The sequence below is a fragment of the Streptomyces anandii JCM 4720 genome, assembly GCF_014650655.1.
GTDB lineage: Bacteria > Actinomycetota > Actinomycetes > Streptomycetales > Streptomycetaceae > Streptomyces > Streptomyces anandii.
This window is the reverse complement of sequence record NZ_BMVJ01000026.1, coordinates 86,310-97,196: the sequence shown is the minus strand read 5'-3', so window position 1 is coordinate 97,196 and position 10,887 is coordinate 86,310. Positions and strand designations below refer to the sequence as shown.

At 73.2% G+C, this 10,887-nt stretch carries 9 protein-coding genes; 2 read left to right on the top strand and 7 right to left on the bottom strand.

Going from position 1 to position 10,887, the window contains the following annotated elements; translation table 11 throughout:
- Positions 1 to 252: 252 nt before the first annotated feature.
- Together IE249_RS31515 and IE249_RS31510 are read left to right on the top strand one after the other, a co-directional pair.
- On the top strand, positions 253 to 1,275 hold the full coding sequence (locus IE249_RS31515; protein WP_189710319.1) for an Acg family FMN-binding oxidoreductase: 1,023 nt from the start codon (positions 253 to 255) through the stop codon (positions 1,273 to 1,275).
- Between the two features lie 193 nt (positions 1,276 to 1,468).
- Positions 1,469 to 2,674, top strand: a complete 1,206-nt coding sequence (locus tag IE249_RS31510) for a globin domain-containing protein (RefSeq protein WP_189710317.1) — start codon at positions 1,469 to 1,471, stop codon at positions 2,672 to 2,674.
- 88 nt (positions 2,675 to 2,762) lie between these two features.
- On the opposite strand, the gene IE249_RS31505 is transcribed toward IE249_RS31510, so the two are convergent.
- The 7 genes from IE249_RS31505 to IE249_RS31475 all read right to left on the bottom strand — a co-directional run.
- A complete protein-coding gene (locus IE249_RS31505; RefSeq protein WP_189710315.1) occupies positions 2,763 to 3,095 on the bottom strand; it encodes a cupin domain-containing protein in 333 nt (110 codons plus the stop codon).
- 22 nt (positions 3,096 to 3,117) lie between these two features.
- Entirely contained in the window at positions 3,118 to 4,020 is a 903-nt protein-coding gene (locus IE249_RS31500) for a class I SAM-dependent methyltransferase (protein WP_189710313.1), read from the bottom strand.
- Positions 4,021 to 4,149: 129 nt separating this feature from the next.
- A complete protein-coding gene (locus IE249_RS31495) occupies positions 4,150 to 4,755 on the bottom strand; it encodes a vitamin K epoxide reductase family protein (RefSeq protein ID WP_229859661.1) in 606 nt (201 codons plus the stop codon).
- Positions 4,752 to 5,501 (bottom strand): respiratory nitrate reductase subunit gamma, encoded by a 750-nt coding sequence (narI, locus tag IE249_RS31490; protein ID WP_189710311.1) that lies wholly within the window; start codon positions 5,499 to 5,501, stop codon positions 4,752 to 4,754. The genes IE249_RS31495 and narI overlap by 4 nt, the downstream gene beginning before the upstream one ends.
- Complete coding sequence (narJ, locus tag IE249_RS31485; protein ID WP_189710309.1) at positions 5,498 to 6,277, bottom strand: nitrate reductase molybdenum cofactor assembly chaperone; 780 nt, start codon at positions 6,275 to 6,277, stop codon at positions 5,498 to 5,500. The genes narI and narJ overlap by 4 nt, the downstream gene beginning before the upstream one ends.
- Positions 6,274 to 7,809, bottom strand: a complete 1,536-nt coding sequence (narH, locus tag IE249_RS31480; RefSeq protein WP_189710307.1) for a nitrate reductase subunit beta — start codon at positions 7,807 to 7,809, stop codon at positions 6,274 to 6,276. The genes narJ and narH overlap by 4 nt, the downstream gene beginning before the upstream one ends.
- Position 7,810: 1 nt before the next feature.
- A partial coding sequence (locus IE249_RS31475) for a nitrate reductase subunit alpha (RefSeq protein ID WP_229859659.1) occupies positions 7,811 to 10,887 on the bottom strand: 3,077 nt, incomplete at its 5' end.

Here is a 10,887-nt window from a genome sequence, read left to right as displayed (position 1 = left end):
GCCCGCAAGCTGGGCGGTGACATGGAATGGGCCACGCCCAAGGGCGGCGGCACCCGGCTGACCTGGCACGCACCCGTGGCGAACACGGAACGCTGAGACCGGAAACACACGCGGGAACGCCCACAACGGGCCCATTGGCACCTTGACCGCGGGCCGGTCGGCTCATGCGCGAGCCAACGCGGGGCGGTTGACTGGCGGTACGGAGGAGGCGCCGGCCCGGCACCGGCGCACTGCCGGTCCCAGGAGGCTGAGATGTCCGTACGACAGCTCGACACGAGGACGGTGACCGCACTGGTCGCCGACGCCACGGCCGCCCCCTCGATGCACAACGCGCAGCCATGGCGGTTCCGCTACCTGTCCGACGCGCACACCCTGGAGCTGTACGCCGACCTCTCCCGCGCCATGCACCGCACCGATCCCGGCGACCGCGCCCTCCACATCGGCTGCGGCGCCGCCCTGTTCAACCTGCGCGTCGCCGCCGCCCACGCGGGCCTGACCTGCGCTGTACGTCTCCTGCCCGACCCGGCCGATCCACAGCTCCTGGCCTCGGTCCACCTCACCCCGGCCGCCGCCGCACCGCACGACACGGACGACACGGACGACCTGCGGGCGCTGTACCCCGCCATCGCCCGGCGGCACACCAGCCGGCACCCCTTCGAGGAACGGGACGTGCCCGAGGACGTGCGGGCCGCGCTCGCGGCCGAGGCCGCGCGTGAGGGCGCCGAGCTGCTCTTCGCCGGCACCTGGCACACCGAGGCCGTCCTCGAGCTGGTCCGGGACGCGGAGAGCCGGGACGCCCTCGACGCGGCCGCCGCGGAGGACCTGGCGCGCTGGACCCGGCGCGGCCCGGACGCCGGCACGGCCGTCGACGGCGTACCGGAGTACGCCTTCGGGCCGCGCCCGCGCGACGGCCGGTCCGCCATGCGCGACTTCGCCGGGCGCCGCCCGGTGGCCGGCCGCGGCGGCGCCGCCTTCGAACAGCACCCCCACCTCGCACTGCTGAGCACCCACGGCGACACGCCCGCCGACTGGCTGCTCGCCGGGCAGGCCCTTGAGCGCGTCCTGCTCCGGGCCACCGCCGCCGGCCTCGCCACCTCCCTGACCTCCCACCCGCTGGAGCGCGGCGATCTGCGCATGCTGGCGCGCGACCCCGTCTCGGGCCGGGGCGACGTCCAGATGGTGCTGCGCCTGGGTCACGGCCCCTCCGGTCCGGCCACCCCGCGCCGCCCCGTCACGGAGGTACTGGAGATCACCCAGCGGGTACGCGAGGTGTGACGGCCGGGCAGGCCGGTAGGGCCGTACGGCCCCGGTCCGCCCGAGCCCCCGGACCCGACCGTCCTGACCTGCGCCGCCGTTCGGCCTCGATCAACCGGTCAGGGCCCCTCGAGGGCCGTACCGGCTGATAGACGAATGGTGGCTGCGATGCGTGAGCCGCACCCCCCGACGCCCGTCCTCCTGAAGGAGACCCATGCTTTCGCCCGAGTCCGCCGCCGTCGTCCGCGCCACCCTGCCCGCCGTGGGCGGAGCCCTCGACGAGATCACGACTCGCTTCTACGGCACGATGTTCAGCGAACAGCCGGAGCTGCTCGACGGCTTGTTCAACCGCGGCAACCAGGCCAGCGGCGAGCAGCGCAGGGCCCTGGCCGGCTCCATCGCCGCCTTCGCCCAGGCCCTCCTCGCCGACCCCGACGCCCGCCCCGACGCGCTGCTGTCCCGGATCGCGCACAAACACGCCGCGCTCGGCGTCACCGAGGACCAGTACACGATCGTCCACAAGTACCTCTTCCGCGCCATCGGCGACGTCCTCGGCGACGCGGTCACCCCCGAGGTGGCCGGCGCCTGGGACGAGGTGTACTGGCTGATGGCGGGCGCGCTGATAGCCCGTGAGGCCCGCCTCTACCAGGACGCCGGTGTCGACCCGCGCCGCCCCTGGCGGCAGTGGACCGTCGTGGAGCGCCGCGAGGACACCGCCGACGTGGTCTCCTTCCTGCTGCGCCCGGCCGACGGCGAGCCGGTGCCGCCCGCCCGCGCCGGACAGTACGTCAGCGTCCGTGTCCTGATGCCCGACGGCGTCCACCAGCTGCGCCAGTACAGCCTCTCCGGCGGCCCGGACGACCAGCTGCGCCGCATCACCGTCAAGCGCGTCCCCGGCGCGGACAGGGCTCCCGAGGGCGAGGTCTCCAACCAGCTGCACCGCACCGTGCGCGCCGGTGACGAACTCACCCTGTCCGCCCCGTTCGGCGACGTGGTCCTCGACGACTCCGAGGCGCCGCTGCTGCTGGTCTCCGCCGGCATCGGCTGCACCCCCATGGCCGGCATGCTCGAGCACCTGGCCGCGACCGGCTCCGGCCGCGAGGTGTGGGTCCTGCACGCCGACCGCAGCCCCGCCGACCACGCCCTGCGCGCCGACACGCGCCGCCTGGTGGACGAACTGCCCGACGCACGGGCCCAGTTCTGGTACGAGCAGGACACCGCCGCCGAACCCGGCGCCCGCGAGGGCCTGATGGAGACCGAGGGACTCGAACTCCCCGCCGACGCCGACGTGTACCTGTGCGGCTCGCTGCCCTTCATGCGCGCCGTGCGCACCCAGCTCCTCAAGGCCGGTGTGCCCGCCCGCCGCATCCGCTACGAGGTGTTCGGCCCCGACCTGTGGCTGGCCCACGCGGAGGGCTGACCTCCGGGCGCCCTCGGGCGCGTACCGGGGCCCCCGGGCAGCACCGTCCGGCTGCCGGGGGCCCCGCGCGTGCGGAAGGCAGGGCGGATCAGCCCTCCTCGGACCGGGGTGCCGGCAGCATGGTCAGCAGCATCACACTGGGCTCGGTGGCCCGCACGGTGTGCGGCAGCCTGGCCGGCAGGTGGATCCAGGTTCCCGGCCGGGCCTCCGTCTTCTCCTCGCCGAGGACCAGTTCGAGCCGGCCCTCGATCACCTGGATGACGACGGGCAGCGCCGAGGTGTGCTCGGTCAGCTCCTCGCCCTCGTCGAAGGCGAAGCCGACCACGCGCAGCCGGTCGTCGCGGTACAGCACATGGCTGAGCGTGCCGTCCTCGGAGACGGGCAGTTCGGCGGCGAGGTCGTGGATCACGGTGGCGGGCATGGGAGTTCTCCTCGGTCTCGGTTCACGGACGGGTCGGTGCGGGACGGGCGACGAGTGCGATCGCGCCCAGGTGGGCCCGGTGGCGGCAGAAGACGCGGCGCATCCGCAGCACCCTGCGCAGCGCCGCCGGATCCCGCAGGGCCCGGCCGGCGATGCGCAGGGCGCCGGTGAGCCCCTCGTCGGCGACGAGCCGACGGGGTTCGAGCAGCGCCATCGGCGCGATGCGCCGGGCGGTCACGGTGAAGCCCTCGGCGGCGAGCAGGCCGGACCAGCCGGACGGGGTGAGCGGCCGGGCGCCGACGCGCAGCACGCCCGCGAGGTCGGTGCCGATCCGTTCGGCGAGCGCCGGGTCCAGGCCGTCGGGCAGCAGGCACAGTTCGTGCAGGGCGTAGCGGCCGGAGGAGTCCGCGAGCAGCCGGCGCGCCTCGGCGACGACACGGCGTTTGGCGGGCTCGGAGTGCATCGACAGCATCGCCTCGCCGTAGACCACGGTGGCCGTGCCGTCCGGCAGCCCGGTGCGGGCGGCGTCGGCCCTGACCGCGCGTACACGGCCGCGGCCGGGCGCGGTGAGGATGCTGAGCGCCGCCACGGCGGCGGGGTCGCGGTCGACGGCGGTGTAGGCGGCGGGACCGCGCGCGAGCGTGAGGCGGGCGGTGGCCCCGAGTCCGCCGGCCAGTTCGACCACCCGGTCCCCGGGCCCGACACGCAGGGCGTCCAGCATCCACCGGGTCAGCTCGACGCCGCCCGGCCGCAGCACCCGCTTGCCGAGCCGGGCGAGCAGCCGGTGGCCGGGCATGCGGGCGGCGTCCAGTCCGTCGCCGGGCAGGACGGGAGACGAACCGTCGCCGGGCAGGACGGGTGAGGGCCCGTCGCCGGGCGGAGTGGGGGAGGGGCGGAGGGGTCCGGAGTGGCCGATGGTCGCCATGGCGCGTGCCTCGCTTCCCGCCGGCGCGCTTCCTGTCCCTGCCCGCCGGACCTGCTTAGGCAAGCCTAACTTTCGACTTCCGGCCCGGTATGGGCCGAACGTCCCCGCCCCGCGGGACCACCGGCCCGCTCACAGCAGGCTGCTCCAGTACGACCAGAAACGGGTGAGCACCAGCATGGCGATCACCCCGTACCAGGCGGCCAGGAGCAGCCAGTGCGTCTCCAGGACCAGGGAGAGCATGGCGCGCCCGGCCGGCGGCACGGGGATGACACCCCGCCGGAGGTTGCGCAGGGTGACGTACCAGAACAGCGCGATGGTGACGATCCAGACGACCACGCAGTACGGGCACAGGCGGCCCAGGCCGAAGAGGGACTGCTGGATCAGCCAGTGCACGAACACCACACCGACGAGGGCGCCCGCGTTCAGCGCCAGCCACATCAGCCGGCCCAGCCGGGCCCCGGTGAGCACGGCGACGCCGAGGACGGCGACCGCGGCGAAGGCCCCGAGGCCCAGCAGCATGTTGGGGAACCCGAACAGGCTGCCCTCGGGGCTGGACATCACGCTGCCGCAGCTGACGATCGGGCTGATGTTGCACGGCGGCTGGTAGGACGGGTCCCTGAGCAGCCGCCAGTCGTCCACGGTGAGCTGGAAGGAGGCGAGCCAGCCGACCACGCCGGCCAGCGTCATGAGCCAGCCGATCCGCCGGCCCGCCTCCCCCGTCGCGGGCGTCGTCATGCGGCGCGCCGGGTCCGCGCCTCGCGGGCCGACGCGCCGCGCACCACGGGGGACTTGGCGGCCGCCCGGTGGCGGTAGACCACGTAGGGGCGGGCGAGGTAGCCGATCGGGGCGCTCCACACGTGCACCAGCCGGGAGAACGGCCAGAACGCGAAGAGCAGGCAGGCGCTCAGGGCGTGCAGCTGGAACAGCAGCGGCGCGCCGGAGATCGCCTCCGGCTGCGGCTGGAGGGTGAACACCCCGCGGAACCACACCGAGACGGTCTCCCGGTAGTCGTAGCCCCCGCCGAAGACGTTGTGCGCGGCCGTCGCCGAGATGCCGAGCAGCACGGTGGCCGACAGCAGCGGGAACAGCACCTTGTCGCTGCGGTCGGTGCCGAGCCTGATCCGCCGGGTCAGCAGCCGTCGGGCGCACAGCATGCCGAGCCCGGTGACCATGGCGACGCCCGCGACCGAGCCCGCCCACACGGCGGTGGTGTGGTACGTGTGCTCGCTGACGCCCACCGCCTCCGTCCAGGAGGCCGGGACCGCGAGTCCGACCACGTGCCCGGCGATCACCATGAACGCCCCGAGGTGGAACAGCGGGCTGCCCCAGCGCAGCCAGCGGTGCTCGAGCAACTGGCTGGTGCGCGAGGTCCAGCCGAACTGGTCCTGCCGGTAGCGCCAGACGTGCCCTACGGCGAACACGGCCAGGCAGATGTAGGGGAAGGCGACCCACAGCAGGAGGTCGGTACCTGAAGCGTTCATCGAGGACCATCCGTGGACGACGGGAAGGGCGGCACGAGGGTGGGCGGGGCCTGCTCGGGCGGGACGAAGGTGCCGGGCGGGGCGAAGGAGCCGCCCGCGTACGGGTCCAGGCCCACGTCCTCGTTGGGCGGTCCCTCGGCGGCCAGCTCGGCCACGGCGGCGAGGTCGGCCTCGGTGGCCGGCGGCATCAGGCCGATCAGCGCGGCCAGCAGGTGCCGGTAGGGCGAGTCCGCGTCGCCCAGCGCGTGGTGGATCAGCTCCAGACCGCGCCGGTGCTGGCGCAGCGGCGCCTCGCCCGAGCCCGGTCCGGACAGGGCGGCGAACTCCAGCACCACCGGCAGGTGGTCGGGCAGCTCGCCGCCGCCGGTCTCCCAGCCCGCGGCCCGGTAGCGCTGGGCCAGGGTGAGCAGCGCCATGCCCCGGCGGCGGGTGTCGCCGTGCAGGTAGTAGGTGAGGTAGAGGCTGCTCTTGCGGCGCAGGTCGAACATCTCGACGTAGTGCCGCTCCAGCGCCTCGGGCTCCTGCTCGGTGAACCAGTCGGTGAACGCGGCCAGTTCGGTGGCCGCCGGGGACGGCGGCAGGGCTTCGACGGTGGCGACCACGGTGGGCCGCGCGGCGGCGAGTTCGGCGTCCGGGTACTGCAGCAGCAGCGACAGCAGCCGCAGCACCAGCGCGCGGTCCAGGATCTCCTCGGGGGTGAGCCGGGACGGGCGGCGCGCGGCCGCCCGCAGCCGGGTGCGGACGATGGCGGGCACGGATGCGGGCAGCGGGCTCACGCGTGGCCTCCGGCGGGGGCGTCGGGATCGCGGCGGCGCAGGGTCGGGATGCCCAGCATCACCTTGCGCTCGGCGGGCTCCCCGGAGGACTCCACCGGGCAGCGGTTCTCCATGGCGGTGAGCGCGGCCGCGTCCTCCTTGTGGGCGGCCGGCACCACGTACCGGTCGTTGTACTTGGCGACCGCCAGCAGCCGGTGCAGGTCCTCCGCCTCGCGCGCGGTCAGCCCCACGGCCTTCAGCGCGCTCTCGTCACCGGCCTCGCCGAGCGTCCGCTCCCGCATGAAGGAGCGCAGCGCGGTCAGCTTCATCAGCACCCCGCCGACCACGTCGGTGTCCCCGGCGGTGAACAGCTCCGCCAGGTACTCCAGCGGGATCCGCAGCCGGGTCACCGCCGCGAACACGTGGTCCGGGTCGTCCTGGTTGCCGCCCGCCGAGGTCACCGCGTCCAGGACGGGGGAGAGCGGCGGCACGTACCAGACCATCGGCAGCGTGCGGTACTCCGGGTGCAGCGGAAGCGCCACCTTGTACTTCGACACCAGCGCGTACACCGGCGAGCGGCGGGCCGCGTCCAGCCAGTCCTCCGGGATGCCCGACTCGCGCGCCGCGGCGATCACCTCGGGGTCGAACGGGTCGAGGAACACGCCCCGCTGGGCGTCCAGCAGGTCCTGCTCGTTCGGGGTCGCCGCCGCCTCGCCCACCCGGTCGGCGTCGTACAGCAGCAGCCCGAGGTAGCGCAGCCGGCCCACGCACGTCTCGGAGCAGACCGTGGGCTGCCCCGCCTCGATGCGCGGGAAGCAGAACGTGCACTTCTCGGCCTTGCCGGTGGCGTGGTTGACGTACACCTTCTTGTACGGGCACGCCGTCACGCACATCCGCCAGCCGCGGCAGCGGTCCTGGTCGACCAGGACGATGCCGTCCTCCTCCCGCTTGTACATCGCGCCCGACGGACAGGCCGACACACAGGCCGGGTTGAGGCAGTGCTCGCACAGCCTCGGCAGGTGGAACATGAAGGTCTGCTCGAACTCGAACTTGACCTTCTCGGCCCACTCGCCGCTCAGGTTCGGGTCGCCGCCCGCGTGCTCGGACGCACCGCCGAGGCCGTCCTCCCAGTTGGCGCCCCACGTGATGGAGGTGGGCTCGCCGGTGAGGACCGAGCGGGGGCGGGCGACCGGCATGTCGGGTCCGGCCGGGGCGCTGACCAGGTTGTCGTAGTCGTAGGTGACCGGCTCGTAGTAGTCCTCGATGGACGGCAGGTCCGGGTTGGAGAACAGCGACAGCAGCCGCTTGACCCGGCCGCCGGAGCGCAGCACCAGCCGGCCCTTGCGGTCCAGCGTCCAGCCGCCCTTCCACTTCTCCTGGTCCTCGTAGCGCCGCGGGTAGCCGACGCCCGGCTTGGTCTCCACGTTGTTGAACCAGGCGTACTCCACGCCGGTCCGGTTGGTCCAGGTCTGCTTGCAGGTGACCGAGCAGGTGTGGCACCCGATGCACTTGTCCAGGTTCATCACCATGGCGATCTGAGCCATGACGCGCATATCAGTACTCCACTTGCTGGCTGCGGCGGCGTATGACGGTGACCTCGTCACGCTGGTTGCCGGTGGGGCCGTAGTAGTTGAAGGCGTAGGTGAACTGGGCGTAGCCGCCGGCCAGATGGGTGGGCTTGAGCAGCAGCCGGGTCAGCGAGTTGTGCATGCCGCCGCGCTTGCCGGTGATCTCGGTCTTCGGCACGTTCACGTTGCGGTCCTGGGCGTGGTACATGTACACCGTGCCCTCGGGCATCCGGTGGGTGACCACCGCACGGGCGGCCACGACGCCGTTGCGGTTGTACGCCTCGATCCACTCGTTGTCGCGCACGCCGATCTTCTCCGCGTCCGCGTCGGACATCCAGATCACCGGCCCGCCGCGGGACAGGTCGAGCATGTACTTGTTGTCCTGGTAGTTGGAGTGGATGGACCACTTCGAGTGCGGGGTCAGGTAGCGCACCGTGACCTCGGCGCGGCCGTCCTCGCCCAGGTGCTCGTCGCCGTAGTGCCGGATCGCGTTCAGCGGCGGCCGGTAGACGGGCAGTTGCTCGCCCAGCTCGCTCATCCAGTCGTGCTGGACGAAGAAGTGCTGGCGGCCGGTGAGGGTGTGCCAGGGCTTCTTGTGCTCGACGTTGATGACGAAGGGGGAGTAGCGGCGGCCGCCGGTCTCCGAACCCGACCACTCGTAGGAGGTCATCACCGCGCGCGGCTGGGTGCGGGTGTCGGCGAACGTGATCCGCTCGGCCTCGCGCTCGGCGGACAGCTCCACCAGGCCCTCGCTGCCGGTCTGCCGCTCCAGCTCCCGGAAACCCTCGGTCGCCAGGCGGCCGTTGGTGGTGCCGGACAGCGCGAGGATCGCCTCGCACATGTCGCTCGCGGTGGCCAGCGCCGGCCGGCCCGCGCCGGCTCCGTCGCGCACCGTGCCGTTCCGGTGCCGCAGCTCCTCGATCTCCCGGTCCGGGTGGACGGTGACGCCCTTGGTGGTGGTGCCGAGCGAGTCCAGCAGCGGGCCGATCGCGCGGATCTTCTGCGCCACGGCCGCGTAGTCGCGCTCCACCACGACCAGCTTCGGCATCGTGCGGCCCGGCACCGGCTCGCACTCGCCCTTCTTCCAGTCCCGTACCACCCCGCCGGGCTGGGCGAGTTCGTCCGGGGTGTCGTGCGCGAGCGGCACGGCCAGGACGTCGGTACGGGTGCCCAGGTGCTCGGCGGCCAGCTCGCTGAACCGGTCGGCGATGCCGAGGAAGGTGTCGTAGTCGGTACGGGCCTGCCAGGGCGGCGCGATGGCCGGGGTGAAGGCGTGCACGAAGGGGTGCATGTCCGTGCTGGACAGGTCGTCCTTCTCGTACCAGGTCGCGGCCGGCAGGACCACGTCGGCCAGCAGGGCGGTGGAGGTCATCCGGAAGTCCATGGTGACCATCAGGTCGAGCTTGCCCTCGGGCGCCTCCTCGCGCCACACCACCTCCTCGGGCCGCTCGTCCTCGGGGGACTCGGCGGAGCGCACCGCCGCGTCCGTGCCCAGCAGATGGCGCAGGAAGTACTCGTTGCCCTTGCCGGAGGAGCCCAGCAGGTTCGCCCGCCACACGGTCAGCACGCGCGGGAAGTTGGCCGGGTCGTCCGGGTCCTCCGCGGCGAACCGCAGCCGCCCGGATTTCAGTTCGTCCACGACGTGCTCGGCGACGCCGCGCCCCTCGGCCGCGGCCTCGTCGGCCAGGTCCAGCGGGTTGCGGTTGAAGCCGGGGTGGCCGGGCGTCCAGCCCAGGCGCACCGCCTGCGCCAGACAGTCCGCGAACGCCTTGCCCTTGAAGCGGCCCTCGCCCAGCGGCGAGGCCAGCTCGTCCGGACCGAACGCCTCGTAACGCCACTGGTCGGTGTTCAGGTACCAGTAGGAGGTGCCCGTCATGTGCCGGGTCGGGCGCTGCCAGTCGAAGGCGAACGCCAGGTGCTGGAAGCCGGTGAGCGGACGGACCTTCTCCTGGCCCACGTAGTGCGCCCAGCCGCCGCCGTTGACGCCCTGGCAGCCGGTCATCGTGGTCAGCGCCAGGAAGGCCCGGTAGATCGTGTCGGAGTGGAACCAGTGGTTGGTACCCGCGCCCATCGCGATCATCGACCGGCCGTTCGTGCGCTCGGCGTTGCGGGCGAACTCCCGGGCGATCCGGGCCGCCTGCTCGGCCGGCACCGACGTGATGGTCTCCTGCCAGGCCGGGGTGTACGGCTGGGACGCGTCGTCGTACGCCAGCGGCCACACGCCCGGCAGACCCGGCCGGGCCACGCCGTACTGGGCGAGCATCAGGTCGAACACGGTGGTGACCAGCCGGCCGCCCACGCGCTTGACCGGCACGCCGCGCACCATCACCGAACCGCCCTCGGTGGCGCCCTCGTCGAAGCGGGGCAGCGCCACCCGGACCGTGTCCTCCGCCGTCTCCATCAGGCTCAACTCGGGGACCACGTCGCCAAGTTCAAGGTTCCAGCGGCCTCGCCCGGCTTCCCCCCACCGGAAGCCGAGCGAGCCGCCCGGGACCACCGCCTCGCCGGTGGTCCGGTCCATCAGCACCGTCTTGGCGTCCGCGTGCTCCTCGTCACGGCCGAGGTCGGCCGCCGTCAGGAACCCGTCGGGGACGAGCCCGTGCTCGCCCTCCCGGAGCGCCACCAGGAACGGCGCGTCGGTGTAGGTCCGCAAGTAGTCGCGGAAGTACGGCACCTCGCGGTCGACGAGGAACTCGCGCAGGATCACGTGGCCCATGGCCATCGCCAGCGCCCCGTCGGTGCCCGGGTGCGGCGCCATCCACTCGTCGGCGAACTTCACGTTGTCCGCGTAGTCGGGGCTGACCGCGACGACCTTGGTGCCGTTGTAGCGGGTCTCGGTCAGGAAGTGCGCGTCGGGCGTGCGGGTGACGGGGATGTTGGAGCCCCACATCACCAGGTAGCCCGCGTTCCACCAGTCCGCCGCCTCGGGCACGTCGGTCTGGTCGCCGAACATCTGCGGCGAGGCGACCGGCAGGTCGGCGTACCAGTCGTAGAACGACAGCAGCGTGCCGCCGATCAGCGACATGAAGCGGGAGCCGGCCGCGAAGGACGCCATCGACATCG

Excerpts from the sequence above, each read along its gene's own strand:
- IE249_RS31500 (WP_189710313.1), bottom strand. The coding sequence starts at position 4,020 with ATGGCGACCATCGGCCACTCCGGACCCCTCCGCCCCTCCCCCACTCCG.
- IE249_RS31515 (WP_189710319.1), top strand. The coding sequence starts at position 253 with ATGTCCGTACGACAGCTCGACACGAGGACGGTGACCGCACTGGTCGCC.
- narH (WP_189710307.1), bottom strand. The coding sequence starts at position 7,809 with ATGCGCGTCATGGCTCAGATCGCCATGGTGATGAACCTGGACAAGTGC.
- IE249_RS31495 (WP_229859661.1), bottom strand. The coding sequence starts at position 4,755 with ATGACGACGCCCGCGACGGGGGAGGCGGGCCGGCGGATCGGCTGGCTC.
- narI (WP_189710311.1), bottom strand. The coding sequence starts at position 5,501 with ATGAACGCTTCAGGTACCGACCTCCTGCTGTGGGTCGCCTTCCCCTAC.
- IE249_RS31510 (WP_189710317.1), top strand. The coding sequence starts at position 1,469 with ATGCTTTCGCCCGAGTCCGCCGCCGTCGTCCGCGCCACCCTGCCCGCC.
- IE249_RS31505 (WP_189710315.1), bottom strand. The coding sequence starts at position 3,095 with ATGCCCGCCACCGTGATCCACGACCTCGCCGCCGAACTGCCCGTCTCC.